Raw genomic sequence first — 25,591 nt, forward strand, 5'->3', positions numbered from 1 at the left:
GATCCATATACACTTCGTATCGGATTTGGCCCATGGGCATCGTAAAGATTTCAGAAGACATGCACGAGAATCTGCGCATTTCCAGCAATGCACTCAGCCGCTCGATCAACGCGCAGGCCGAGCACTGGATGCGCATCGGCATGCTCGCCGAGCTGCACCCCAACCTCGACCACAGTGCCATTTGCCGCTTGCTGATCCGCGCCGAGCAGAACGGTGGGCTGGATCTGCAACAACTGACTCAGGAAGCAGTCACCGCATGAGAAACCAGATCAAGATCAACACCCCGGCCGACATCGCACAATCGCGCGCCGCCGGCAAACTCGCCGCCGAAGTGCTGGCGATGCTGGTGCCGCACGTCAAGGCTGGTGTGACCACCGACGAGCTGGATCGGTTGTGCAACGACTACATCGTCAATGTGCAAAAAGCCGTGCCAGCCAACGTCGGTTATCACGGGTTTCCGAAAACGGTCTGTGCCTCGGTCAACGACGTGGTCTGCCACGGGATTCCGTCGGGCACGCCGTTGAAGGATGGCGACATCGTCAACCTCGACATCGCGGTGATCAAGGACGGCTGGTTCGGCGACACCAGCCGCATGTACGTGGTCGGTGAGGCCTCGGCTGAGGCGCAGCACCTGATCAAGACGACTTACGAGGCGATGTGTGCCGGCATTCGCGTGGTCAAACCGGGCGCCACGCTGGGCGATATCGGTCACGCGATTCAAACGCTGGCGGAGAAGGAAGGCTTCAGCGTGGTGCGCGAGTATTGCGGCCACGGCATCGGCAAGGTCTATCACGATGAGCCGCAGATTCTGCATTATGGCTTTCCGAACCAGGGCATGAAGCTCAAGGCCGGGATGATTTTTACCGTGGAGCCGATGCTCAATGCCGGCAAGCGTCATGTGAAAAACATGCCGGACGGCTGGACCGTGCTGACCAAGGACGGCTCGCTGTCGGCGCAGTGGGAGCATATGGTCGCGGTGACTGAAACCGGCTTCGAAATCCTCACGGCGTGGCCGGATCAGATCGAAGGCTATTGTGCGATAGTTTGATACCGCGTCGTCTGTTTCCCTCACCCTAGCCCTCTCCCGGAGGGAGAGGGGACTGATTGGGGGATGTTGGAGAGGTATGCCGACCTGAAACTGCTCAGTGATTCCATAATCGCCACTGATCTTTCAGGTCGATGTCAGACGCAAGACACCCTCGGTCGACTCCCTCTCCCTCCGGGAGAGGGCTGGGGTGAGGGGAGCAGACGACTCGTTCTCAGTGAGAACCGGCCGCTTTGTTCAGGTCGCTGTCGGTCCACTCGGTGTAGACGCACGCATCGGCCGTCGCCCAACGCACTCGCACAGGGTCACCGGCCTTGAGCGGCATCCCCGCTGCCGACAATGCTTTCACCGTCATCGAAGTTCCGCCCGACGTCACCACGCTGCAGGTCTGGCTTTCGCCGAGGAACAGCACTTCTACCACCTTCGCAGCCACCTCGTTCCAACCGGCAGCCAGCGGTTCGCTGATGGCCTGCGTCACGCTCAACGCCAGCGCTTTTTCCGGCCGCACCATCAGCAACACATCCTGATCGGTGTGTAACCCGGCGGTCAGCCGTATCGACAACGACTGCCCCTCGAAACTCGCCGCCGCATTGCCTTGAGCCTTGAGCTTGAGGAAGTTCGAGTTGCCGAGGAACGACGCCACAAACGCATTCGGCGGATTCTGGTAAAGGTCATATCCGCTGCCGAGGCCAACAATCTTGCCGTGACTGAAAATCGCGATGCGCTGGGACAGGCGCATGGCTTCTTCCTGGTCGTGGGTCACGTAGACGATGGTGATGCCGAGGCGGCGGTGCAACTGGCGCAGTTCATCCTGCAAGTCTTCACGCAGTTTCTTGTCCAGCGCACCGAGCGGTTCGTCCATCAACAGAATGCGTGGTTCGTACACCAACGCCCGAGCAATGGCCACACGTTGCTGCTGGCCGCCGGACAGTTGCGAAGGACGGCGATGAGCGAACTGCTCGAGTTGCACCAGTTTCAACATGGCATCGACACGCTTGTCACGCTCAGTCGCCGCGAGTTTGCGAATCGCCAACGGAAACGCGATGTTGTCGCGCACCGACAGGTGCGGGAACAACGAGTAGCGCTGGAACACCATGCCGATATCGCGCTTGTGCGGCGGCACGTTGACCAGCGACTGGCCGTTGACCAGGATCTCGCCGCTGCTCGGCGTTTCAAAACCGGCGAGCATCGACAGTGTCGTACTCTTGCCCGAGCCGCTGGAGCCGAGAAAGGTCAGGAACTCGCCGTCCTTGATGTCCAGCGAGATGTTGTCGACGGCAGCAAAGTCGCCGTAGTGCTTGTTCAGGTTGCGCAGGCTGACCAGGGGTTTGTCGTTCTGCTGGGAGGCGTCTTTGATCACGGCACTCATGTCGTACTCCTGGGCGCTCAGGCGCTGATTTCGTTGCGCCGGCGCAGCGCGGCGGCGATGACCATGACCAACACCGACAAGCCGATCAGCAGCGTCGAAGCGACGGCGATTACCGGGGTCAGGTCCTGGCGCAAGGTGGTCCACATTTTCACGGGAAGGGTTTGCAGGGTCGGGCTGGCCATCATCACGCTGAGCACCACTTCGTCCCACGAAACGAGGAAGGCGAAGAGGGCGCCGGCGACCATGCCCGGACGAATCGCCGGGAACGTCACCTTGAACACCGCTTGCAGGCGCGAGGCACCGCAGATCACCGCCGCGTCTTCAATCGACTGGTCGAACAGCTTCAGCGAGTTGATGATCGAGATGATGGTGAACGGCAGCGCGACGATTACATGGCTGACGACGAAGGCGAACATCGTCCCGGTGTAGCCGAGTTTGAGAAACAGCGCGTACACCGCCACGGCGATGATCACCAAAGGCACGATCATCGGCAGGGTGAACAGGCCGTAGAGCATTTCCCGGCCGGGAAACCGCCCGCGCACCAGCGCAAAGGCTGTCGGCAATCCGAGAGCGACGGCGCAGATCGTGGTCAGCACGGCAACCTTGAGGCTGGCCGCAGCCGCGTTCATCCAGTCGGGGTTGGAGAAGAACTGGCCGTACCATTTCAGCGTCCAGCCCGGTGGCGGAAACACCAGCCACTGCGAGGAGCCGAACGACAGCAACACGATGAAGACGATCGGCAACAGCAGAAACAGACCGATCAGCCCGGTGGTGGCGTAGAGGCCGAAACGCATGCGCCGGCTCATGGCATTGGGAGTCAGGAGCATGTCGGCTTACCTCGCGTTACTGGCGCCAACCGGGGATTCCGGCTGAAGCTTCAGGTAGAAGTAGAACAGCACCAGCGTGATCGCGATCAGCAACGCGGCGCCGGCGCTGGCCAACCCCCAGTTGAGGAACGATTGCACCTGCTGAATGATGAATTCAGGCAGCATCATGTTCTGTGCGCCGCCGAGCAGCGCCGGGGTCACGTAGTACCCGAGCGACATCACGAACACCATCAACCCGCCGGACGCGAGCCCCGGCCGGCACAGCGGCAGGAACACCCGGAAGAAGTTGGTCCAGGGACTTGCGCCACAGATCGAACCGGCCTGCAGGATCATTGGATCGATGGCCTGCATCGTCGCCTGCAGTGGCAGCACGATGAACGGGATCATGATGTAGCTCATGCCGATCACCACGCCGGTCAGGTTATGCACCATTTCCAGCGGCTGATCGATGATGCCCAGCGCCATCAGCGCCTTGTTGATCACCCCCGACGCTTGCAGCAGCACCAGCCACGAATAGGTGCGGGCGAGCAGGCTGGTCCACATCGACAGCAGCACGATGTTGAGGATCCAGCGACCCCAGCCACGCGGCACCAGGGTGATCGCCCAGGCCAGCGGAAAGCCGAGCAGCAGGCTGAACAGCGTCACCAGCCCGGCCACCGAAAAGGTGTTGAGCAGCACTCGGGCATAGGCCGAGTTGGCGAACAGTTGTTCGTAGTTGCCAAGGCCCGGCACCGGTTCCAGCACGCCGCGCAGTAACAGACCAATCAACGGCGCGAGAAAAAACAGGCCGATGAACAGCAGCGCCGGCGCGAGGTTGCCGGCACCACGCCAGCGTTGTCGGAGGGACGGGGCTTGCTGCATCGTAACCGCCTGGGTTCCGTGGGCCGAACCGGCAGCGCTTTGGGCGCTCCCGGTGGCAGTGGAGGGACGGGACGCGGTGGCCGCCATTTTCATTTGACCAGCCATTCGTTCCACCGTGTCGCGATGGCCTGGCCGTTTTTGGCCCAGTACGCGAAATCGAGAGTGATCTGATCCTTAGCGTAGGCAGTCGGCAGGTTCGGGGCCAGCGTCGAGTCCAGACGCTGCACACTGTCGACGTTGACCGGGGCGTAGGCGGTCAGGTTGGAGAAGTCGGCCTGGCCTTTGGCGCTGCTGGCGCTGGCCAGGAACTTCATCGCTGCGTCCTTGTTTTTCGAGCCTTTGGGGATGACCAGAATATCGGCCATGACCAGGTTTTGCTTCCAGCTCACGCCAACCGGCGCGCCGTCTTCTTGCAGGGCATGAATACGACCGTTCCAGAACTGGCCCATGCTCGCTTCACCGGACGCCAGCAGTTGCTGCGACTGTGCGCCGCCGCCCCACCAGACGATGTCTTTCTTGATGGTGTCGAGTTTCTTGAAGGCGCGGTCCAGATCCAGCGGGTAGAGCTTATCGGCAGGCACGCCGTCGGCGAGCAGTGCCAGTTCGAGCACGCCCGGGCTTGGCCATTTGTACAGGGCGCGTTTGCCGGGGAAGGTCTTGGTGTCGAACAGCGCGCTCCAGTCCTGCGGTTTGTTGGCGCCGAGCTTGCCCTCGTTGTAGCCGAGGACGAAGGAGAAAAAGAACGAGCCGACGCCGTAATCGCTGACGAAACGCGGGTCGATCTTGTCGCGCTGGATCTGTTTGAAATCGAGGGGTTCGAGCAGGCCTTCAGCGGCGGCACGCAGGGCGAAGTCGGCTTCGACATCGACCACGTCCCATTGAACGTTGCCGCTTTCGACCATGGCTTTGAGTTTGCCGTAGTCGGTCGGGCCGTCCTGTACGACGGTGATGCCGCTGGCCTTGCTGAACGGATCGGCCCAGGCCTGTTTCTGCGCATCCTGGGTGCTTCCGCCCCAGCTGACGAAGTTCACGCTTTCGGCAGCCATTGCAGCCTGGCCGGTGACGCTGAGCAGTCCCGCAAGAAAGATCGCGGTTGCAGCTTTATTCAACACCATTTTTACGCCCTCATTGTTGTGTTTTTGAGCGGGCTTGCGTTGTTGCCCGCCTGACGGGAGCAGTAGCTGGACGGTTTTTCAGGTCGCCCGGTCTATGGAATATCATATTATGGTATTCCAAGCTTTGTGCAAGCACTTTGCCTTACCGGTTATCTGGCGAATCGGGTTTTTGAGGTGTTTGTTTTGAGAGATGTGGAAAATTTTAGATCCAGCCCCTCACCCCAGCCCTCTCCCAATGGGAGAGGGGAAAGGGAGCCGATCTCTATGCCGTTCAAAACCTGAGTTCGACTCGGGGTCTCAGGTCGATGTGTCGCTACTAAACAACGCGGTCGGCTCCCTCTCCCCCCGGGAGAGGGCTGGGGTGAGGGCAGCTTTAATCGGTGAAGGGAATGCTCTCCACCACTTCCAGGTCATAGCCGGTCAGGCCGGCGTATTTCAACGGCGGGCCGAGGTGGCGCAGTTTGCCAACGCCCAGGTTCTGCAGAATCTGCGCCCCGGTGCCGACCTCTGAATAAATCCGCGATTGCGAACGGCTGAACTGCCGTGGCGGTTGAGTCAGTTGCGGAATGCGCTCCAGCAACGCCTGTGACGACTCATGATTGGCCAGCACCACCACAACCCCATGCCCTTCGGTCGCGACCCGTTGCAGCGCCGCCCACAACGTCCAGTTTGTCGGCCCGCTGTACTCGGCGCCGACCAGATCGCGCAGCGGATCGATCACGTGCACGCGCACCAGCGTCGGCTCTTCACGGCGCAATTCGCCCATGACCATCGCCATGTGCACGCCACCCTCGATGCGATCTTCGAAAGTGATCAAACGGAAGGTGCCATGCACCGTCGGCAACTCGCGTTCGCCGATACGCTCGATGGTGTGTTCGGTGCTCAAACGATAGTGAATGAGGTCAGCAATGGTGCCGATCTTGATCCCGTGCTTGCGCGCGAAGACTTCCAGATCAGGGCGCCGGGCCATGGTGCCGTCGTCGTTCATTACCTCGACGATCACCGAGGCGGGCGTGAAACCCGCCAGACGCGCAAGATCGCAACCAGCTTCGGTGTGACCGGCACGGGTCAGCACGCCCCCTTCCTTGGCGCGCAGCGGGAAGATATGTCCGGGCTGCACCAAATCTTCGGCGCGTGCGTTTGGCGCTACCGCTGCGGCAACGGTGCGGGCGCGGTCAGCAGCGGAAATGCCGGTGGTCACGCCAACGGCGGCTTCAATCGATACCGTGAACGCAGTGCTGAACACGCTGCCATTGCTTGGCACCATCTGCTCCAACCCCAGGCGCTGGCAATGATCGTCCGTCAGCGTCAGGCAGATCAGCCCCCGGGCCTCACGAGCCATGAAGCTGATCGCCTCGGGCGTGCAACGGTCGGCGGCCAGCAGCAGGTCGCCTTCGTTTTCGCGGTCCTCGTCATCGACCAGCAGAACCATTTTGCCGAGGCGATAATCTTCGATGATTTCTTCGATGCTGTTGAAGGCCATGCTGGACTCTCAGGGTTTGTTGGAAATATATTGGTATACCATAATACAATTTAAACAAAGAGGTCACTATGAAGGCTTACTGGATTGCCCACGTAGACATCACCGATGCCGACCACTACAGCCAATACACCCAGCGTGCGCCGGCGGCATTCGCCGCGTTCGGTGCAAAGTTCTTGGCGAGAGGCGGGCGCAGCGAGGCGATGGAAGGGCGCGAGACACCGCAACGCAGCGTGGTGATCGAGTTTGAAAGCTACGAAAACGCCGTGGCGTGCTACCACTCGGCGGCGTATCAGGAAGCGAAACGTTATCGCGAAGAATGGGCGCGGGCTGAAATCATCATCGTCGAAGGCATCGCCCCGATTTCATAAGCACCGCCTGACTCCTGTGGGAGAGGGCTTGCTCCCGAAAGCGGTGGGTCAGGTAAATCAATGTCGACTGACACACCTCATTCGGGAGCAAGCCCCCTCCCACAAGACATCAGCGCATGAAGTGGATCTTGCCGCTGTCGTCATTGCCCATGTAGATCCCGTAAACCCCAGCCTGGCGTTCCTCGATGTAGCGTTCGAGGATTTGCCGGATCGCCGGGTAATAGATCTGCTCCCACGGGATGTCTTCAGGGGCGAAGAATTTGTAGTCCAGCGTTTCCGGCCCGTACTGCCCGGTGATCTCCAGCGCGAGGGCGCGGAAGATGATGTAGACCTCGCTGATCTTCGGCACGCTGAAGATCGAATACGGCGAGACGATTTCCGCGCGCACGCCGCTTTCTTCCCAGACTTCGCGCAGCGCCGCCTGCTCGGTGGTCTCGCCGCTTTCCATGAAGCCTGCGGGCAGGGTCCAGGTGCCGGGGCGGGGAGGGATTGCCCGTTGGCACAAGAGGTATTTGCCATCCTGCTCGATGATGCAGCCGGCGATGATCTTCGGATTAACGTAATGGATGTAGCCGCAGCCGCGGCACATCAGGCGCTCGTGCGTATCGCCCGGCGGCACCTGCTGACCGAGGTCAGGGCCACCGCATTTCGGGCAATAGCTCGGGCTGAACATATCAGTGACCTATACGCGGTTCTTTCAGCGCGATGGGCAGGGTGATCGGCGGCGTGCTTTTGAGATCGGTGCCGGTCTCTTCCTGCTTGCGCTTGAGGTAATCGAGGGCCACGGCCGCGGCGGCACGCACGTGATCCACGCACGCCTGATGCGCCGCCAGCGGATCGCCGCTCTTGATCGCCTCGACCATTTTTTCCATCTCGTGGTTACTGGCGCCGCGACGGTTTTCCTGAGAAACCGAAGTCGCCCGCAGATAGCTGATACGTGCCTGCAACTGGCGCAGTTGAGTGGCGGCGACATGGTTGCCCGAACCTTCGAGCAGCACGTCGTAGAAACCCTGCACCGAGTCGATCACCTGTTGCAGTTCGCCGTCCTTGAGTGCCTTGCGGTTCTCGTCGAGGGCTTTCTCCAGGGCTTTGATGTCCTTGGCCTTGGCGCGCAGGGTGAACAACTGGACGATCAGGCCTTCCAGTACGCAACGCAGTTCATAGATGTCGACGGCATCGGCGAGGGTGATGATCGCCACGCGGGGGCCCTTGGCATCGGCGAACTCGACCAGACCTTCGGATTCCAGGTGACGCAAGGCTTCGCGCACCGACGTGCGGCTGACGCCCAAGCGATCGCACAGATCGCGCTCGACCAGACGATCGCCCGGCATGAGCTGGAAATTCATGATCGCGCTACGCAGTTTATCCAGCACGATTTCGCGCAGGGTAACGGGGTTGCGATTGACCTTGAAGCTGTCGTCGAGTGGCTGGCGTTTCATGGGGTCCGCTCTTTACTGTGGCTGTCCATGCCAGACGGGCATTCAAACAGCCGAGGGGTTAACTGGAGGCCTCAGCGTCGGCTTCGGCGAAGGCTTCACGGGCGAGCCGGAAACTGTCCACGGCCGCCGGGACGCCGCAATAAATGCCGACCTGAAGCAGAATTTCGCGTATTTGCTCACGACTCAGGCCGTTACGCAAGGCGCCGCGCACATGCAGCTTGAGTTCGTGCGGGCGGTTGAGCGCCGAGATCATCGCCAGGTTGATCATGCTGCGCTCCTTGAGCGACAAGCCTTCGCGGCCCCAGACATGGCCCCAGCAGTATTCGGTAACCATTTCCTGCAGCGGACGGGTGAAGTCGTCGGCGTTGTCGATCGAGCGCTGCACATAGGCTTCGCCCAAGACCTGAGTGCGGATCTTCAGGCCTTTTTCATACTTCTCGTTACTCATAAATCCTCCAGTCACCACAAATCCCTTGTGGGAGCGGGCTTGCTCGCGAATGCGGTAGCTCATTCAGCATAGATGTCGACTGACACGACGCCTTCGCGAGCAAGCCCGCTCTCACAGTGGGATTTGTGTGAATCTTTCAGGCCAGTGTCGGCAACGGCCCGAGCTTGCCCTTGTGATAAATCATCGGCGTCACCGGTTGCGCCGGCAGGATCAGGTTCTTCACCGCGCCGACGATGATCGCGTGATCACCGCCGTCGTATTCGCGCCACAACTCGCACTCGATGATCGCCGTAGCGTTGGCCAGAATCGGGTTACCCAGTTCGCTCAAATGCCACTCGATGCCTTTGGCCTTGTCCTTGCCCTTACCGGCAAACGCATAGGCTTCAGCGGTCTGGTCGGCGGACAGCAAATGAATCGCAAAGCGCTTGCTGTCACGCAGCACCGGGTAAGTGTCGGAAGCGTAGTTGGGGCAGAACAGCACCAGCGCCGGGTCAATCGACAGCGCACTGAAGGCGCTGGCGGTGATGCCGACGATGCCGCCATCCGGGTCAAGGGTGGTGACCACCGTGACCCCGGACGGAAACGAGCTCATCACGTCTTTGTAAATGCCGGGTTCGATCATGTCAGAGGACTCCTAGCGCATCACAAACGGATCAGGCATCGGCGCCTGAGACAGGTTGATCCATACCGTTTTAAGTTCGGTGTAGGCCAGCACCGAATTGATGCCGCTTTCGCGTCCATAGCCACTGTTCTTGAAGCCGCCGATCGGCGCCATCGCCGACACCGCGCGGTAAGTGTTGACCCAGATGATTCCCGAACGCACGTCCCGGGCCAGGCGATGGGCACGACCCAGATCGCGGGTCCAGATACCAGCCGCGAGGCCGAACTGCGAGTCGTTGGCGATGGCCAGCGCTTCGGCTTCATCTTTAAAACGGATCACCGACGCCACCGGGCCGAAGACTTCTTCCTGCATGATCTTCATCGAGTTGCGGTCGCATTCGAACAGCGTCGGCTCATAGAACCAGCCCTCGCCGAGATCCGCCGGACGCTTGCCGCCGGTACGCAAACGCGCGCCTTCAGCGATGGCATCCGCGACCAGACCTTCGACCACCGCCAGTTGCTGCGCGGTGGCCATCGGGCCCATTTCGCTGCTGTCTTCCTGCGGGTTGCCGATGCGAATGCGCTCCGCGCGTTCGACAAGTCGATTGACGAACTCGTCGTAGATTTCGTCCTGCACCAACAGGCGTGAGCCGGACACGCAGCTCTGACCCGATGCCGCGTAGATCCCGGCAATCGCGCCGTTGATCGCGCTGTCGAGATCGGCGTCGGCGAAAATGATGTTCGGCGACTTGCCGCCCAGTTCCAGCGACAGCTTGGCGAAGTTCTCGGCGCTGCTGCGCACCACGTGCCGCGCCGTCGCGGCGCCGCCAGTGAAGGCGATCTTGCGGATCAGCGGATGGCGGGTGAGGGCGGCGCCGGTGCTCGGGCCGTAACCGGTGACGACGTTGACCACCCCCGGCGGAATCCCGGCTTCGAGGGCCAGGCGCGCCAGTTCCAGAATGGTCGCCGAGGCGTGCTCGGACGGCTTGATCACAATCGTATTGCCGGCGGCGAGGGCCGGCGCCAGTTTGATTGCGGTCAGGTACAGCGGGCTGTTCCACGGAATGATCGCGGCAACCACGCCCATGGCTTCGTGCACGGTGTAGGCAAACAGATCGGGTTTATCCAGCGGCAGGGTGCCACCTTCAAGCTTGTCGGCAAGGCCTGCGGTGTAGTGGAAAAACTCCGGCAAATAACCGACCTGACCCCGGGTTTCGCGGATCAGTTTGCCGTTGTCGCGGCTTTCCAGCTGCGCCAGTTGTTCCTTGTTTTCCGCGATCAAGTCACCGAGGCGGCGCAGCAGCTTGCCGCGCGCGGTGGCGGTCAAACCACGCCACGCCGGGCTGTCGAACGCGGTTTGTGCCGATTGCACGGCGCGTTCGACGTCAGCCTCATCAGCGTCGGGCAGTTCCGCCCAAGCCTGTGCGGAGGCCGGGTTGAGGCTTTCGAAGGTCTTGCCGGAGAGGGCGTCGACCCATTCTCCGCCGATGCACATCTGGAAGCGTGCGAGTGTCATGCAACGATCCCCTTTATATGGTTTTGTCGGGAGTGTGCGAATTCGAGAAATTCCAGCAGCGTCTGATTGACCAGACGCGGCGACTCTACGGGCATCATATGCCGTTGCTCGGGTAGCACGGCAACCTTCGCGCCGGGGATGCGCCGGGCCAGTTGCTCGGCCATTTCCGGGGTCGAACCCGGGTCGAGTTCACCGGTGGCAATCAGCGTCGGCGCCTGAATGCTGCCGAGGTCGTCGGCGCGGTACATGTCTTGCGTGGCGAACAGTTCGTAGGTGGTCAGATAGCCTTGCGGATCATTGCCGGCCAGGGTCTGCCGGATCGCGGCGATCTGCGCCGGGTTGGCCGCCTGATATTCACGGCTGAACCAGCGTGACAGCGCCGCTTCGGCGTTGGCGTCCGGGCCATGTTCGGCCGCTTGCGCGGTGCGAGCGATGACCCCGGCACGCTGTTCTTCGCTGCGGTTGAACACGCTGTTCAACACCACCAGGCTTTGCAGGCGCTGCGGGTAATGCAGGGCAAACGCCCGTGCGACCAGACCGCCCATGGAGAAACCGATCACCGCTGCCTGCGGCAGACTCAAGTGATCGAGCAACTCCAGTAATTGATCGGCATACCCGAGCAGGTCGGTGCCGCTGGCTGGTCGCGGGCTGGCGCCATGGCCGAGCATGTCGTAGGCGATCACCCGGTATTGCGTGGCCAGGCCAACGATCTGGCCGCCCCACATTTCTTTGTTCAGGCCCACGCCGTGGATCAACACCACGGGCTGGCCTTGACCGGTCGCCAGGTAACTGGTGCCAGCCGGGGTGAGTTCAGCGGTGAGCCGAATCATGGAGCGCTCCTGCAATGCCTTTTTATTGTGATTACTGGGCTTTTTCGGCGGCCAGTTCTTCCAGATCGATGTAGCGGTTGCCGATGCGCGGGTGCAAGCGACCACCGTCGGCGCAACCCAGCACCACGACGATTTCGTCGGCACGCGGCGCGTCTTCGATCTGCATTTCCAGGGTGATGTAGTGCGAGCGCAGGCCTTCGTCGTCCTTGTGCATCATCGGGATCTGAATCGAAGTGCCCGGGCCGCCGCGCTTGTTGGTGAAGCTCAGGTAACTCTTGGCCTTGACCGCTTCGCGATAGTGGTTGCCGAAGCGCAGGGTGTGGATCACCGCGGAAGCGTGTTCAATCTCGCCATCGGCGCCGACCACGGCGGCTTTGCCGTAGGCCTCGATCTTCTCGGCGCCGCCGATGATGCCGACCAGACGCTCGACCATCAGTGCGCCGAGGTCGGAGCAGTTGGCGCGGATCTGCGGTTTCAGGTCTTCAACGAAACCATTGCCCACCCATGGGTTTTTCATCACCACGGCGAGGCCGACCATGGTCACCGGCTTGTCGGTGGCCTTGCCGCCTTCGATGAAGGTCTCTTCGACATAGCTGACGATCTTGCGAATTTCGAAACTCATGAGCTGCTCCGTAAGGGGATTGAGAGTGTCTGTGCGTCTGATGGTATACCATAATACCGATCGCGCAAGTCCCCTTCACAAGATTTGCCGCATCCATCCGGCGAATGGCGCCGCATTCACCTGCAACCACAAATCTCCCAAACACCACCCACCTCTGTGGGAGGGGGCTTGCTCCCGAAAGCGGCGGATCAGGCGACATCTATGCTGGCTGACACTCCGTCTTCGGAAGCAAGCCCCCTCCCACAATGAAAATCACCTGCCACGCAGGCTCCACGCGGTTAACAAAAGATAACGTTGCGCCGATTGTCAGACGTTTCGAATGCCCGATAGGATGAGCCAGCTTCCGAAGTGGCTCTGGATTGCGGGTTTCAGGACTATGCTTCTGACCAGCCATCACTGGAGCACACTTGCGGCGCCCTTGAAGGCCAGATGGCCTAACAATAATAAATAGGGGAAGGTCTATGAGTCGTTGCCGCCCGCCGGCGTTACGCAACACCGCGTTGCTGGCCACAGCACTCTCTCTGCTGGGCTTCGCCACGTTGTCGGCACCTGTGATCGCCGCCGAGGCTCCAGCCGACGTGGTGTATGCCACCGAATCCGCCAAAGCCACGAAAAGCCTGATCCTCGATGTTGTCCATGCCGGAACGCGGCTGGTGGCGGTCGGGGATCGCGGGCACATTGTCTATTCCAACGACCAGGGCAAGACCTGGACGCAGGCCAAGGTGCCGAGTCGGCAACTGCTGACCGCCGTGTATTTCGTCGACGAGAAACACGGCTGGGCGGTCGGGCACGACGCGCAGATTCTCGCCAGCGAAGACGGCGGTTTGACCTGGACCAAGCAATTCGAAGACCTCAAACGTGAATCGCCGTTGCTCGATGTCTGGTTCAAGGACATCAACAGCGGCCTTGCCGTGGGCGCTTACGGCGCATTGCTGGAAACCACCGACGGCGGCAAACACTGGGAAGACGTCAGTGACCGTCTCGACAACGAAGACCAGTTCCACCTCAACGCTATCGCGGCGGTGAAAGACGCCGGCCTGTTCATCGTCGGCGAATCCGGCAGCATGTTCCGCTCCGCCGACTGGGGCCAGACCTGGGAAAAGCTTGAAGGCCCGTACGAAGGTTCGCTGTTCGGCGTGATCGGCACCGCGCAAGCGCAGACCCTGTTGGCTTATGGCCTGCGCGGCAACCTCTACCGCTCCACCGATTTCGGCAGCACCTGGGAGCAGGTCGAACTGAAAGCCGCGCGCGGCTCTCTGGAGTTCGGTCTGTCCGGCGCGACCTTGCTTGAAGACGGCTCGATTGTGATCGTCGGCAACGGCGGCTCGGTGATCAGCAGCAGCGACAACGGTGAAACCTTCAGTGTGTTCAACCGCCCGGATCGCATCTCGCTGTCTTCGGTCACGGCGGCGGGCGACGGCAACCTGATTCTGACCGGGCAGGGCGGTGTGCACACCACGCTGCCAAACGGCGCCGAGATCAATAATAAGAAGGCGGGGCTATGACTTCCTTGATCACTCCTCAGCAGGACAAGGCGACGTTCCTCGAACGTCTGATTTTCAACAACCGCCCGGCAGTGATCCTCATCTGTCTGGTGGTCAGCATCTTCCTGTTCTGGCAGGCCACGCTGATCCGGCCGTCGACCAGCTTCGAAAAAATGATCCCGCTCAAGCATCCGTTCATCGAGAAGATGATGGAGCACCGCAACGATCTGGCGAACCTGGGCAACACCGTGCGGATTTCGGTGGAAGCCACCGACGGCGATATTTTCTCCAAGGAGTACATGGAGACTCTGCGTCAGATCAACGACGAGGTGTTCTACATCTCTGGCGTCGACCGATCCGGCCTCAAGTCGCTGTGGAGCCCGAGCGTACGCTGGACCGAAGTGACCGAAGAAGGTTTTGCCGGCGGCGAAGTGATCCCGCAGAGCTACAACGGCTCGCAGGACAGCCTCGATCTGCTGCGCAATAACGTGCTCAAGTCCGGCCAGGTCGGGCGTCTGGTGGCCAACGACTTCAAGTCGAGCATTGTCGACATCCCGCTGCTGGAGTCCTACCCGGACCCGGAAGATCAGGGCAAGTTGCTCGCCCTGGATTACCGCAAGTTCTCCCATGAACTCGAAGACAAGATCCGCAACAAGTTCGAAGCGCAGAACCCCAACGTCAAAATCCACATCGTCGGTTTCGCCAAGAAAGTCGGTGACCTGATCGACGGTCTGGTGATGGTGGTGATGTTCTTCGGCATCGCGTTTGTCATCACCCTGATCCTGCTGTTGTGGTTCACCAACTGCCTGCGCAGCACCATCGCGGTATTGAGCACGACACTGGTGGCGGTGGTCTGGCAACTTGGATTGATGCACTTTTTCGGCTTCGGGCTTGATCCGTATTCGATGCTGGTGCCGTTCCTGATCTTCGCCATCGGCATCTCCCACGGCGTGCAGAAGATCAACGGTATCGCTCTGCAATCCAGCGAGGCGGATAACGCGCTTACCGCTGCGCGAAGGACGTTCCGGCAACTGTTCCTGCCGGGGATGATCGCGATTCTCGCGGACGCCGTTGGCTTCATCACTTTGTTGATCATCGACATCGGGGTGATCCGCGAGCTGGCCATTGGCGCGTCCATCGGTGTCGCGGTGATCGTGTTCACCAACCTGATCCTGCTGCCGGTAGCGATTTCCTATGTCGGCATCAGCAAGCGTGCGATCGCCAGGAGCAAAAAAGACGCGAACCGCGAACATCCGTTTTGGCGCCTGCTGTCGAATTTTGCCAGCCCGAAAGTCGCTCCGGTCTCCATCGCGTTGGCGCTGATCGCTTTCGGTGGCGGCCTCTGGTACAGCCAGAACCTGAAAATCGGTGACCTCGACCAGGGTGCGCCTGAACTGCGTCCGGACTCGCGCTACAACAAGGACAACAACTTCATCATCAACAACTACTCGACCAGTTCCGACGTGCTGGTGGTGATGGTCAAGACCAAGGCTGAGGGTTGTTCACGCTACGAAGCCATGGCGCCGATCGACGAGTTGATGTGGAAGATGCAGAACACCGAGGGCGTGCAGTCGGCGATCTCGCTGGTGACCGTGTCCAAGCAGATGATCAAGGGCATGAACGAGGGCAACCTGAAATGGGAAACCCTGTCGCGCAACCCGGACGTGCTGAACAACTCGATTGCCCGCGCCGACGGCCTGTACAACAACAGTTGCTCGCTGGCGCCGGTGCTGGTGTTCCTCAACGATCACAAGGCCGAAACCCTGGATCGGGCGGTGCACGCGGTGCAGGAGTTCGCCAAGGACAACAACAAGGACGGTCTGGAATTCATCCTCGCCGCCGGTAACGCCGGGATCGAGGCGGCCACCAACGAAGTCATCAAACAGGCCGAGTTGACCATCCTGATTCTGGTGTACATCTGCGTCGCGGTGATGTGCATGATCACCTTCCGTTCGTGGGCGGCTACCTTGTGCATCGTCCTGCCGCTGGTGCTGACCTCGGTACTCGGCAACGCGCTGATGGCGTTCATGGGCATCGGGGTGAAAGTCGCGACGCTGCCAGTGGTGGCGCTGGGTGTGGGGATTGGCGTGGACTACGGCATCTACATCTACAGTCGCCTGGAAAGCTTCCTGCGTGCCGGCCTGCCGCTGCAGGAAGCCTATTACCAGACCCTGAAATCCACCGGTAAAGCGGTGCTGTTCACCGGTCTGTGCCTGGCCATCGGCGTGTGCACCTGGATCTTCTCGGCGATCAAGTTCCAGGCCGACATGGGCCTGATGCTGACGTTCATGCTGCTGTGGAACATGTTCGGTGCGCTGTGGCTGCTGCCGGCACTGGCGAAGTTCCTGATCAAGCCGGAGAAACTGGCGGGGCAGAAGGGCAATTCGCTGTTTGCTCACTGATCTGAGAATCTGAAACAACAAAGCCGCAACCTTGAAGGGTTGCGGCTTTTTTATGAGTCAAGATCAAAAGCCTTCCCTCACCCTAGCCCTCTCCCAGGGGGAGAGGGAACTGACCGCAATGTCTCCCGTGATACATCGACCTGAAAAACCGAGTCGATTATGGATTCAAAGCAGATCGTTCACGTCGGTGTAGATCGTCAATATTCCCGGATCGGTCCCCTCTACCTCTGGGAGAGGGCTAGGGTGAGGGCAGGCGGTCTCAAGGCTCAAGAAAGTTCAGTACCAAGCACAACACTCAAAGCACTCCGCGCATCATCCAACTGCACCAGCGTCGCATGCCGCGCCCCCAATGCATCCCGATTCTCGATCGCGGTAAGAATCGCCTTATGCCGAGGCAATGCCAGCTCATGCAGATTCGGCCGCTGATTGGAATGCTTCAACGCCTCGGCAATCGCCACCGAGAGCATGTTGCACAGGTTCGCCAGCAAATCATTGTGCGTGGCATCGGCGATGCGGCTATGAAAATCCAGATCCGGTTGCAACAGGGCTTCCGGCGTCGGCGCGGCTTCCATGCGTTGGTAGGCTTCGCCGATGAGGGCGATGTCGGCCTCGGTCGCGTGCTGAGCGGCGAGGGCGGCGGCCGCCGGTTCGATGATGCTGCGCACGCTGGTCAGGACATTGAAGAACTCGTTCTGCGGGCTGCTTTGCATCAGCCAGTGCAGTACGTCCGGGTCGAGCATGTGCCACTCGCGCCGGGCCTTGACCACCGTGCCGACACGCGGTTTGGAGTACACCAGCCCCTTGGCCACCAGCACCCGCGTGGCTTCGCGCAAGACCGGCCGACTGACTGCGTATTCCTCACACAACAAGGCTTCGGCGGGCAGTTTGTCATCGGGCAAAAAGCGTCCTGAGACGATCTGCATGCCCAATTCCTGGACGATGCGCGAGTGCATGCTTTTGCGGTCGGAAGGTTTGCGGTAATCCATGGGGAACGGCGCGATCCTGAGCGATGGAGATGCCGCGCATCATAGCAGGCACGACACAATCTTGAGGCAGATACACACGTCAAATGTGGGAGCGGGCTTGCTCGCGAATGCGGTGTGTCAGCAATGCATGTTTCGACTGGCACACCGCATTCGCGAGCAAGCCCGCTCCCACAGGGGATGGCGGTTTTAGTGGGAGTGGCGGGGCACTTCAGCGCCTCGGCAACCGACGAGGAAGTCAAAGTCACAACCTTGATCCGCCTGCAGCACATGGTCGATGTATAGCTGACGATAACCGCCCACCAGCAACTGCTGCGGTGGCTGCAGATCGGCCATGCGCGCGGCCAGTTCGGCATCCGGAATGTCCAGATGCAAACGCCCGCTGGCGCAGTCAAGTTCGATCCAGTCGCCTTCCTTCACCGTCGCCAAAGGCCCGCCGGCAGCGGCTTCCGGCGCCACGTGCAAAACGACGGTGCCGTACGCGGTGCCGCTCATTCGTGCGTCAGATATGCGCACCATGTCCGTCACCCCCTGCGCCAACAGCTTGGCCGGCAGGCCCATGTTGCCGACTTCGGCCATGCCCGGATAACCTTTCGGCCCGCAGTTCTTCATCACTAGAATCGAATCTTTATCGACATCCAGTTCCGGATCGTTGATCCGTGCCTTGTACATGTCGAAGTTCTCGAACACCACAGCACGGCCACGATGCTGCATCAGTTCCGGAGTAGCGGCGGACGGCTTGAGCACCGCGCCGAGTGGCGCCAGATTGCCGCGCAGTACACAGATACCGCCGTCGGCGCGGATCGGGTTGTCGAGGGTGCGGATCACCTCGTCCTCACCGTAGATCGGCGCGTCCTTGGTGTTCTCGCCGAGCGTTTTGCCGTTGACGGTCAGTGCGTTCGGGTTGGGGATCAGATTGGCTTCACCGAGGCGGCGCAGCACCGCTGGCAAACCACCGGCGTAGTAGAACTCTTCCATCAGAAAACGCCCGGACGGTTGCAGGTCGACGATGGTCGGCATGCCGCGCCCGATGCGCGTCCAGTCATCCAGATCCAGCTCAACGCCAATGCGTCCGGCGATGGCTTTCAGATGGATCACAGCATTGGTCGAACCGCCGATTGCAGCGTTGACCCGAATGGCGTTCTCAAAGGCTTCCTTAGTGAGGATCTTCGACAGCTTCAAATCTTCGCGAACCATTTCCACGGCGCGCATGCCGGACATGTGCGCCAGCACATAACGCCGCGCATCGACCGCCGGAATCGCTGCGTTGTGGGGCAGGGACGTGCCCAGTGCTTCGGCCATGCAAGCCATGGTCGACGCCGTACCCATGGTGTTACAGGTGCCCGCCGAGCGCGACATGCCGCCCTCGGCTGCAAGGAAATCGTCAATGGTGATAGTGCCGGCCTTGACCTGTTCGCTGAGCTGCCAGACCACGGTGCCGGAGCCGATGTCCTTGCCTTTATGCTTGCCGTTGAGCATCGGCCCGCCGGTGACGACGATGGCCGGCACGTCGCAACTGGCCGCGCCCATCAGCAGCGCCGGTGTGGTCTTGTCGCAACCGGTCAGCAGCACCACGCCGTCAATCGGGTTACCGCGAATCGCTTCCTCGACGTCCATGCTCGCCAGGTTGCGCGTCAACATGGCGGTCGGGCGCAGGTTCGATTCGCCATTGGAGAACACCGGAAATTCCACCGGAAAACCACCGGCCTCGATCACCCCGCGTTTGACGTGCTCCGCGATCTGGCGGAAGTGCGCGTTGCACGGGGTCAGTTCCGACCAGGTGTTGCAGATGCCGATGATCGGCTTGCCATGAAACTGGTGGTCGGCGATGCCCTGATTCTTCATCCAGCTGCGGTACATGAAGCCGTTCTTGTCGGCCGTGCCAAACCATTGGGCGGAGCGCAGGGTGGGTTTCTTATCAGACATGATCGATTCTCTTATTGTATGACTATAGTGTTCCAGCTGCCGCCTAACATAAGCTCAAAAACCAGCGTTTGGAAGTGTTGTTGGTGAATTAGTATTACTATATAGTCGTTTTCGACGGAGGGATGGCCCTGGCGGTTTTCCGTGAGAGGCGTCCCCCGAGGTTCTATAAAAACAACAATCGGAGACCGATCTCATGAGCCAGGAACTGCGGCTAATCCGGCGCATCACGTTGAAACTGATTCCCTTCCTGATCCTGCTGTACCTGATCGCCTATGTGGATCGCTCCGCCGTCGGCTTCGCCAAGCTGCACATGGGCGCCGACATCGGTATCGGAGATGCCGCCTACGGCCTCGGTGCCGGGCTTTTTTTCATCGGCTACTTTCTCCTCGAAATCCCCAGCAACCTGATGCTCGAACGCTTCGGCGCGCGGCGCTGGTTTGCACGCATCATGATCACCTGGGGCGCCATTACCATCGGCATGGCCTTCGTCCAGGGGCCGCACAGTTTTTACGTGATGCGCTTTCTGCTCGGCGCGGCGGAGGCGGGTTTTTTCCCCGGCGTTCTGTACTACATCACCCAATGGTTCCCGGTGCGCCATCGCGGCAAGATTCTCGGGCTGTTCATCCTGTCCCAACCCATCGCGATGATGATCACAGGCCCCGTTTCCGGCGGCTTGCTGGGCATGGACGGCATCCTTGGGCTGCACGGCTGGCAGTGGCTGTTCATCGTCATCGGTACACCAGCGATTCTGCTGACGTGGCCGGTATTGCGCTGGTTGCCGGATGGCCCGCAACAAGTGAAGTGGATGGATCAGGCCGAAAAGGACTGGCTCACCGGCGAATTGAAAAAGGATTTGCAGGAATACGGCCAAACCCGTCACGGCAATCCGTTGCATGCGCTGAAAGACAAACGCGTGTTGCTGCTGGCGCTGTTTTACCTGCCAGTGACCCTGAGCATTTATGGCCTCGGTCTGTGGCTACCGACGCTGATCAAACAGTTCGGCGGCAGCGATCTGGTCACAGGTTTCGTGTCTTCGGTGCCGTACATCTTCGGGATCATCGGCTTGCTGATCGTGCCGCGCAGTTCCGACCGCTTGAATGACCGCTACGGGCATCTCGCCGTGCTCTACGTGCTGGGTGCGATTGGCTTGTTCATGAGCGCGTGGCTGTCGTTGCCGGTGGCGCAACTGGCGGCGCTGTGTCTGGTGGCGTTTGCGCTGTTTTCCTGCACGGCGGTGTTCTGGACTTTGCCGGGACGGTTTTTTGCCGGTGCGAGCGCGGCGGCGGGCATTGCTTTGATCAACTCGGTCGGCAACCTCGGCGGCTACATCGGCCCGTTCGTGATCGGAGCGTTGAAGGAGTACACCGGGAATCTGGCTTCGGGGTTGTATTTCCTTTCCGGGGTGATGGTGTTCGGCTTGGTTCTCACAGGCATCGTTTACCGCGTGCTCGAGCGAAAACACGTGCTGCCCAGCGACCAATTCGCTGCCAGCGCACGGGGTGCTACCCGGACCGGTATCTGAAAAACAACACTGAACCCCTGTGGGAGGGGCTTGCTCGCGAAGGCGATGCGTCATTCAACAGTGATGGTGACTGATCCACCGCTTTCGCGAGCAAGCCCGCTCCCACAATGGGACGGCGCCGAACTCAAGATTGGTTTAAAGGAGAAGATTCATGCATCTGGTTCAATTCGAATTAAGTAACGGAGAACGCCGTGTCGGCGTGGTCGAGGACGGTCTGGTGCGTGAAGTGCAAGACGCCCGCACCACCCGCGATCTGGCACTGGCCGCCATCGAGGCTGGCAGCACCCTTGAGCAGCAAGTGCAAACTCTTGGTCTGGGCATCAGCCACGACTACGCGCAACTGCTCAAAGACCTGCGCATCCTGCCGCCGCTCGATCACCCGGACCCGGCGCACACGCTGGTCAGCGGCACCGGCCTGACGCATTTGGGCAGCGCTTCGGCGCGGGACAAAATGCACCAGCAGGCCGGCGACGAAGCGACAATGACCGACACCATGCGCATCTTCAAATGGGGCGTGGAGGGTGGCAAACCGGCGGCGGGGCAGGCCGGCGTGCAGCCGGAATGGTTCTACAAGGGCGACGGCAGCATCGTCGTGCGTCCGGGCCAACCGTTTCCTTTGCCACCGTTTGCCGAAGACGCCGGCGAAGAGCCGGAGATGGCCGGCCTCTACGTCATCGGCCATGACGGCAAGCCCTATCGGCTGGGCTTTGCGGTCGGTAACGAGTTCTCCGATCACGTCATGGAACGCAAGAATTACCTGTACCTGGCCCACTCGAAATTGCGCAGTTGCAGTTATGGCCCGGAACTTCGCGTCGGCGAACTGCCTCAACACCTTACGGGCAGCAGCCGCATTCTGCGTGACGGCGAAGTGCTGTGGCAGAACGCGTTTCTCAGCGGCGAGGCGAACATGTGCCACAGCCTCGCCAACCTCGAATACCACCACTTCAAGTACAGCCAGTTCCTGCGCCCGGGCGACGTGCACATCCACTTCTTCGGCACCGCGACCCTGTCGTTCGCCGACGGTATCCGCACGCAACCGGGCGATGTGTTCGAGATCAGCCAGGCCGAATTCGGCGCACCGCTGGTCAATGGCATCACTGCGGTTGCAGCGAGTTTTGAACCGGACACCATCGGCACCCTTTAAGGAGATCCCATGACTCAGATTCTCGGTCACAACTACATCGGCGGGCAGCGTAGCGCTGCCGGCAACGTCAAGCTGCAAAGCGTCGACGCCAGCACTGGCGAGCAGCTACCACACGATTTCATTCAGGCCACAGAGCAGGAAGTCGACGCCGCCGCCAAAGCTGCCGCTGCGGCGTACCCGGCTTATCGCAGCCTCAGCGCCGAACGTCGCGCGCAGTTTCTCGATGCGATTGCCGATGAACTCGACGCGCTCGGCGATGACTTTGTTGCCGTGGTCTGCCGCGAAACGGCGTTGCCGGCCGGGCGTATCCAGGGTGAGCGCGGCCGCACCAGCGGGCAGATGCGTCTGTTCGCCAAAGTGCTGCGTCGCGGTGATTTCTACGGCGCGCGAATTGATCTGCCGTTGCCGGATCGCCAACCGCTGCCGCGTCCCGATCTGCGTCAGTACCGCATCGGTCTCGGCCCGGTGGCGGTGTTCGGTGCGAGCAACTTCCCGCTGGCATTTTCCACTGCTGGCGGCGACACCGCATCAGCGCTGGCTGCCGGTTGCCCGGTGGTGTTCAAGGCGCACAGCGGCCATATGGCCACGGCTGAGCTGGTCGCCGACGCGCTGATTCGCGCGGCGGAAAAAACCGCCATGCCGGCGGGCGTGTTCAACATGATTTATGGCGGCGGTGTCGGCGAATGGCTGGTCAAGCATCCGGCGATCCAGGCGGTGGGTTTCACCGGTTCGCTCAAGGGCGGTCGAGCGCTGTGCAACATGGCGGCGGCACGTCCGCAACCGATCCCGGTGTTCGCCGAGATGTCGAGCATCAACCCGGTGATCATCCTGCCGCAGGCGCTCGCCGAACGTTCGGAAACGGTTGCCCGCGACCTGACCGCGTCGGTGGTGCAGGGCTGCGGCCAGTTCTGTACCAATCCGGGTCTGGTCATCGGCATCCGCTCGCCACAGTTCAGCGCCTTCGTGCAGCAGGTTGCCGGGCTGATCGGCGATCAACCGGCGCAAACCATGCTCAATGCCGGCACCCTCGGCAGTTACGGCAAAGGCTTGCAGAAGTTGCTGGCGCATCCGGGCATTGAGCATCTGGCGGGTAATCCGCAGCAGGGCAATCAAGCGCAGCCGCAGTTGTTCAAGGCTGAAGCGAGCCTGCTGATTGATGGCGATGAAGTGCTGCAGGAAGAAGTGTTCGGCCCGACCACGGTGATTGTCGAAGTGGCGGACAAGGCACAGCTCAGCGCGGCGTTGCTGGGGTTGCACGGCCAGCTCACGGCGACAATAATCGGCGAGCAGGCGGACTTCGAACGCTTCCCCGAACTGACACCGTTGCTGGAACAGAAGGTCGGGCGGATTCTGCTCAACGGCTATCCGACTGGTGTCGAGGTGTGCGATTCGATGGTGCACGGTGGGCCGTATCCGGCAACGTCCGATGCGCGCGGTACCTCGGTCGGCACTCTGGCAATTGATCGTTTCCTGCGCCCGGTGTGCTTCCAGAACTACCCGGACAGCATGCTGCCGGAGCCGCTGAAAAATGCCAATCCGCTGCGCATACAGCGCCTGGTCGACGGCAAACCTTCGCGCGACGCGATTTGAATCCACCCCAAATCTCCTGTGGGAGCGGTCTTGCTCGCGAATGCATTCTGTCAGTCAGTTATTTATCGCCTGACTCACCGCATTCGCGAGCAAGCCAGCTCCCTCAGGGATTGCGTTCACAATGAGCTATCATTGCCGGTTTCCCCCTGAAAGACTTGATTGCCATGACTGCCCAAACCCTTCTCAACGCCCTCGAACATTGCGGCATGGTCGAAATCGATGGCCTGCATGCCTTCGAATTCGCCCTCGACGAAGACGACAACCTGCACATCGAATGCATCGATGGCCGAGCGGCCAAGCATTGGGAATTCACGCCGGCTCAGGTTGCAGCAGCGACCTTCGACGAAGACTTGCAGAGCTGGTTGATCATCGGTTTTGCCAGTGACACCAAAACCGTTGGCGAACACCGTCTGGTCTGCCTCGGCGATGTGGTCAGCAGCAGCGACGATGAGGACGACACTGATGAAAATGCGTAAATTCTGGCCACTGCTGATGGCCGGCAGCGTCGGTGCGATGGGCCTTTCCAGCGCCAGCGCCGAGAGCTTTCAATTGCTGGTTGGCTCTTACACTGCTGGCACCAGCCAAGGCATCTATCGAATGAACTTCGACAGCGCCACCGGCCAGATCGCCGCCAAACCGCTGCAAGTGGTCAAGAGCGAAAACCCGTCGTGGCTGACCCTTTCCAAAGACCAGCACCGCTTGTTCGTGGTCAATGAAAACGGCCCGGGCCAGAAAGACCCGGTCGGTCGCGTCAGCAGTTACTCAATCGATCCGAAGACCCACGCGCTGAGCCTGATCAATCAGGTACAAAGCCTGGGCAACGAGCCGACCCATTCGAGCCTCAGCGCTGACGCCAGACATCTGTTCGTCAGCAACTACTCAGTGATGGAAGACCCGGGCGGAACTCTGGCGGTGCTGCCGGTCGGTGCCGACGGCAAACTCAAACCCGTGGTGCAAATGAGCGCCCACCCGGCGAGCCGGGTCAATCCCGAGCGCCAGGCCTCCAATCACGTGCACTCGACCGTTTCCTCGCCGGACGGCCGCTACGTGTTCTCCAATGACCTGGGGGCGGACAAGGTTTTTATCTACAAATTCGACCCGAAAGCCAACCCGGACTTGCCGCTGACCCCGGCGAAAACCGCTTCCGTGGCAATGCCTGCCGGCAGCGGCCCGCGTCATCTGTTGTTCAGCGCTGACGGCAAACACGCCTGGCTGACGATGGAAATGAGTGCGCAGGTCGCGGTGTTCGATTACAACGACGGCGTGCTGACCCAGACGCAACTGGTCGATCTGGCCGCCGGCCAGCCTGCCTCGGACAAGGCCGGCGCCGCGCTGCATGCATCGGCGGACGGTAAATTCCTTTACGTCAGCAACCGTGGCACCGCTAATCAACTCGTGGTGTTCAGCATTGAACCTGCGAACGGCCAGCTCAAAGAGCTGCAAAAGCGTTCGGCGGAAGGTGATCACCCGCGTGAGTTCAGCCTCGATCCGAGTGGCAAGTTCCTGCTGATCGCCAACCAGAAGAGCAACGAAATTGTCGTCGTCGAACGCGATGGCAAGACCGGTCTGCTCGGCAAAACCGTGCAGAAACTGCCGATGGACGCCCCGAGCGACCTCAAGTTTATCGTGCGGCAATAAGCCACAGGCCCCGGTTTACGGGGCCTGTCTCTTTGTATTAATCGCGCTGATATCCGGTAATGCTACAAAGCATTTCAAGCGATCAACCCTCGAGCGTTAAGTTTGCTTCACGGCCCAACCGGGCAAGCAAGCCAACCGAACACGAGGGTTACCGCCATGAACTTCAATCTCTTCTCCGTTATCGCCGCATCTGCTATCTCCGCCACCGTGGTACTGCCAGCCGGTGCCAACGTCGAAATCAACAGCAAAAAATCCCACACTCAGAGCTACACCCAGAAATACCTGCAACAGAGCGCCAACTTCTACGCCGCCCTGGATCACAAAGCCCAGCACTGAAATTTCCGTCACTCCCTGGAACTGCCCAAGGCTGCGATCTTTT

General features: G+C 60.6%; 25 protein-coding genes. 11 read left to right on the top strand and 14 right to left on the bottom strand.

Features of this window, described 5'->3' with window-relative positions; all coding sequences use genetic code 11:
- Positions 1-32 precede the first annotated feature (32 nt).
- Complete coding sequence (locus F2P67_RS03815; protein ID WP_166217502.1) at positions 33-260, top strand: ParD-like family protein; 228 nt, start codon at positions 33-35, stop codon at positions 258-260.
- Positions 257-1,048: a type I methionyl aminopeptidase gene (map, locus tag F2P67_RS03820; protein ID WP_166217505.1), complete on the top strand. Its 792-nt coding sequence runs from the start codon at positions 257-259 to the stop codon at positions 1,046-1,048. The genes F2P67_RS03815 and map overlap by 4 nt, the downstream gene beginning before the upstream one ends.
- A 211-nt stretch (positions 1,049-1,259) precedes the next feature.
- On the opposite strand, the gene F2P67_RS03825 is transcribed toward map, so the two are convergent.
- The 5 genes from F2P67_RS03825 to ribBA form a co-directional block, all read right to left on the bottom strand.
- The gene (locus F2P67_RS03825) at positions 1,260-2,414 is read right to left on the bottom strand and encodes an ABC transporter ATP-binding protein (protein WP_166217508.1); all 1,155 of its coding nucleotides are present in this window, start codon (positions 2,412-2,414) and stop codon (positions 1,260-1,262) included.
- Between the two features lie 17 nt (positions 2,415-2,431).
- A complete protein-coding gene (locus tag F2P67_RS03830) occupies positions 2,432-3,241 on the bottom strand; it encodes an ABC transporter permease (RefSeq protein ID WP_007918021.1) in 810 nt (269 codons plus the stop codon).
- Positions 3,242-3,247: 6 nt separating this feature from the next.
- A complete protein-coding gene (locus F2P67_RS03835; protein WP_166217645.1) occupies positions 3,248-4,195 on the bottom strand; it encodes an ABC transporter permease in 948 nt (315 codons plus the stop codon).
- The gene (locus tag F2P67_RS03840) at positions 4,192-5,217 is read right to left on the bottom strand and encodes an ABC transporter substrate-binding protein (RefSeq protein WP_166217511.1); all 1,026 of its coding nucleotides are present in this window, start codon (positions 5,215-5,217) and stop codon (positions 4,192-4,194) included. The genes F2P67_RS03835 and F2P67_RS03840 overlap by 4 nt, the downstream gene beginning before the upstream one ends.
- A gap of 373 nt (positions 5,218-5,590) precedes the next feature.
- The gene (ribBA, locus tag F2P67_RS03845) at positions 5,591-6,700 is read right to left on the bottom strand and encodes a bifunctional 3,4-dihydroxy-2-butanone-4-phosphate synthase/GTP cyclohydrolase II (protein ID WP_166217514.1); all 1,110 of its coding nucleotides are present in this window, start codon (positions 6,698-6,700) and stop codon (positions 5,591-5,593) included.
- A 68-nt stretch (positions 6,701-6,768) separates the two neighbouring features.
- Here ribBA and F2P67_RS03850 point away from each other — a divergent pair, with 68 nt between their 5' ends.
- Positions 6,769-7,068, top strand: coding sequence for a DUF1330 domain-containing protein (locus F2P67_RS03850; protein ID WP_166217517.1), 300 nt, complete (start codon positions 6,769-6,771; stop codon positions 7,066-7,068).
- 109 nt (positions 7,069-7,177) lie between these two features.
- On the opposite strand, the gene F2P67_RS03855 is transcribed toward F2P67_RS03850, so the two are convergent.
- The 7 genes from F2P67_RS03855 to F2P67_RS03885 all read right to left on the bottom strand — a co-directional run bounded on the left by F2P67_RS03855 (position 7,178) and on the right by F2P67_RS03885 (position 12,523).
- The gene (locus tag F2P67_RS03855) at positions 7,178-7,741 is read right to left on the bottom strand and encodes an NUDIX hydrolase (RefSeq protein ID WP_166217520.1); all 564 of its coding nucleotides are present in this window, start codon (positions 7,739-7,741) and stop codon (positions 7,178-7,180) included.
- Position 7,742: 1 nt separating this feature from the next.
- Positions 7,743-8,507, bottom strand: coding sequence for a GntR family transcriptional regulator (locus tag F2P67_RS03860; RefSeq protein WP_166217523.1), 765 nt, complete (start codon positions 8,505-8,507; stop codon positions 7,743-7,745).
- A gap of 58 nt (positions 8,508-8,565) precedes the next feature.
- On the bottom strand, positions 8,566-8,955 hold the full coding sequence (locus F2P67_RS03865) for a carboxymuconolactone decarboxylase family protein (protein ID WP_027613073.1): 390 nt from the start codon (positions 8,953-8,955) through the stop codon (positions 8,566-8,568).
- A 136-nt stretch (positions 8,956-9,091) separates the two neighbouring features.
- The gene (locus tag F2P67_RS03870; RefSeq protein ID WP_166217526.1) at positions 9,092-9,577 is read right to left on the bottom strand and encodes a flavin reductase family protein; all 486 of its coding nucleotides are present in this window, start codon (positions 9,575-9,577) and stop codon (positions 9,092-9,094) included.
- Positions 9,578-9,589: 12 nt separating this feature from the next.
- Complete coding sequence (locus F2P67_RS03875) at positions 9,590-11,071, bottom strand: aldehyde dehydrogenase (protein ID WP_166217529.1); 1,482 nt, start codon at positions 11,069-11,071, stop codon at positions 9,590-9,592.
- Positions 11,068-11,901 (bottom strand): alpha/beta fold hydrolase, encoded by an 834-nt coding sequence (locus F2P67_RS03880; RefSeq protein ID WP_166217532.1) that lies wholly within the window; start codon positions 11,899-11,901, stop codon positions 11,068-11,070. Before F2P67_RS03880 ends, F2P67_RS03875 begins: the two co-directional genes overlap by 4 nt.
- Positions 11,902-11,932: 31 nt before the next feature.
- The gene (locus F2P67_RS03885; protein WP_003225712.1) at positions 11,933-12,523 is read right to left on the bottom strand and encodes an amino acid synthesis family protein; all 591 of its coding nucleotides are present in this window, start codon (positions 12,521-12,523) and stop codon (positions 11,933-11,935) included.
- Positions 12,524-12,984: 461 nt separating this feature from the next.
- On the opposite strand from F2P67_RS03885, the gene F2P67_RS03890 reads away from it, so the two are divergent.
- Together F2P67_RS03890 and F2P67_RS03895 are read left to right on the top strand one after the other, a co-directional pair.
- Entirely contained in the window at positions 12,985-14,028 is a 1,044-nt protein-coding gene (locus tag F2P67_RS03890) for a WD40/YVTN/BNR-like repeat-containing protein (protein ID WP_166217535.1), read from the top strand.
- Complete coding sequence (locus F2P67_RS03895) at positions 14,025-16,409, top strand: efflux RND transporter permease subunit (RefSeq protein WP_166217538.1); 2,385 nt, start codon at positions 14,025-14,027, stop codon at positions 16,407-16,409. Before F2P67_RS03890 ends, F2P67_RS03895 begins: the two co-directional genes overlap by 4 nt.
- A 266-nt stretch (positions 16,410-16,675) precedes the next feature.
- Here F2P67_RS03895 and F2P67_RS03900 read toward each other — a convergent pair whose 3' ends face one another.
- Complete coding sequence (locus F2P67_RS03900) at positions 16,676-17,395, bottom strand: FadR/GntR family transcriptional regulator (protein WP_103305757.1); 720 nt, start codon at positions 17,393-17,395, stop codon at positions 16,676-16,678.
- 186 nt (positions 17,396-17,581) lie between these two features.
- Positions 17,582-19,318 carry an IlvD/Edd family dehydratase gene (locus F2P67_RS03905; RefSeq protein WP_166217541.1) on the bottom strand — a complete coding sequence of 579 codons (1,737 nt, stop codon included), beginning with the start codon at positions 19,316-19,318 and terminating at the stop codon, positions 17,582-17,584.
- Between the two features lie 193 nt (positions 19,319-19,511).
- On the opposite strand from F2P67_RS03905, the gene F2P67_RS03910 reads away from it, so the two are divergent.
- From F2P67_RS03910 to F2P67_RS03935, 6 genes are all read left to right on the top strand, one after another.
- Positions 19,512-20,840 (top strand): MFS transporter, encoded by a 1,329-nt coding sequence (locus F2P67_RS03910; RefSeq protein WP_166217544.1) that lies wholly within the window; start codon positions 19,512-19,514, stop codon positions 20,838-20,840.
- A 151-nt stretch (positions 20,841-20,991) separates the two neighbouring features.
- Entirely contained in the window at positions 20,992-21,984 is a 993-nt protein-coding gene (gene araD1, locus F2P67_RS03915) for an AraD1 family protein (protein WP_166217547.1), read from the top strand.
- Between the two features lie 9 nt (positions 21,985-21,993).
- Positions 21,994-23,574 carry an aldehyde dehydrogenase (NADP(+)) gene (locus F2P67_RS03920; protein WP_166217550.1) on the top strand — a complete coding sequence of 527 codons (1,581 nt, stop codon included), beginning with the start codon at positions 21,994-21,996 and terminating at the stop codon, positions 23,572-23,574.
- A 164-nt stretch (positions 23,575-23,738) separates the two neighbouring features.
- On the top strand, positions 23,739-24,050 hold the full coding sequence (locus F2P67_RS03925; protein WP_166217553.1) for a DUF5629 family protein: 312 nt from the start codon (positions 23,739-23,741) through the stop codon (positions 24,048-24,050).
- The gene (locus tag F2P67_RS03930; protein ID WP_166217556.1) at positions 24,037-25,212 is read left to right on the top strand and encodes a lactonase family protein; all 1,176 of its coding nucleotides are present in this window, start codon (positions 24,037-24,039) and stop codon (positions 25,210-25,212) included. Before F2P67_RS03925 ends, F2P67_RS03930 begins: the two co-directional genes overlap by 14 nt.
- Before the next feature lie 156 nt (positions 25,213-25,368).
- Entirely contained in the window at positions 25,369-25,548 is a 180-nt protein-coding gene (locus F2P67_RS03935; RefSeq protein WP_108226762.1) for a hypothetical protein, read from the top strand.
- Positions 25,549-25,591 lie beyond the last annotated feature (43 nt).

Origin of the sequence: Pseudomonas atagonensis, from assembly GCF_011369485.1 — a bacterium.
GTDB lineage: Bacteria > Pseudomonadota > Gammaproteobacteria > Pseudomonadales > Pseudomonadaceae > Aquipseudomonas > Aquipseudomonas atagonensis.